This is a genomic window from Gluconobacter aidae (assembly GCF_009547075.1).
Lineage (GTDB): Bacteria > Pseudomonadota > Alphaproteobacteria > Acetobacterales > Acetobacteraceae > Gluconobacter > Gluconobacter aidae.
In genome coordinates this window covers 1-872 of the sequence record NZ_WIPH01000103.1, presented here as the reverse complement: position 1 = coordinate 872, position 872 = coordinate 1, and the positions used below count along the sequence as shown (strand labels likewise).

The window sequence follows — 872 nt, the reverse complement described above, 5'->3', positions numbered from 1 at the left end:
TTCCTGAAAATATTCAGTGGGGAAGGGCTCTTAAGAGGGGGGAGTGGAATGTCGGCTATTGGAGAGCCGCATAGTTAGACCAGACTTTCTGCACATGATATGCATTGTTGGAAATGGACAATTGGTTAGATTTTTGGTAATAATATTTTCACAAACCCACTAATATATTGGCAGAATAATGGAATATATATTTAGATATGGGGCGATTTTCTTCGTTTGTTTTACAATATTTACTGCGCAAGCTGCAGAAGAAAAGCATCCCTTACATCATTCGGCTTCTAAAATAACCGTAAAAGAAGTATCTTCACAAATTACGATCCCCAACCCTTTACCCATACAGGTTATAAACACCGATCCCCTGGCTGCCGAAAAATTATCATTAACGAAACGGCAGGTTGAGGCTGCAGAAGGATCACGCAGGGCAGCCGAACAATCAGCTGAATATTCTCAAATTTCATCAAATGTTGCAAAAAAACAGATTTTTTGGACAAGAATTGGAAGCCTTTTATCATTTTTCGCTTTGCTGGGGCCATATGGTGTTCTCTGGACAAATCGTTGGTGGACACAACGTGGTGCAAATTCTTCTGCACAAGATGCTATCGAACAATCCGCAAAGGCGTGCCGTGAGGCACGCGATCAAAATATGAACCAAAACGCACGTTCTGACCAAGATATATGGATCGAACTTACGGCGTTAAGTGCAGCTAGGAATGTTCTAAAAGTCCGACTTGATTCTGGTGCGGCTGGGCATGAACATCTGTCCGCAGTATCACAGTGCCTGCAAATCAATTTTGCTATGGCTGATGCGCTTCAAATGCGTCTTAGTACAGCCTCTAAAAAAGACCTTCCTCTGTCAGACCGAATTTTATTAG

General features: G+C 42.1%; 1 protein-coding gene. It reads left to right on the top strand.

Annotated features, from left to right (window positions below; translation table 11 throughout):
- Positions 1-178 precede the first annotated feature (178 nt).
- The coding region (locus GFJ39_RS13915; protein WP_153432054.1) for a hypothetical protein at positions 179-872 on the top strand (694 nt) is incomplete at its 3' end.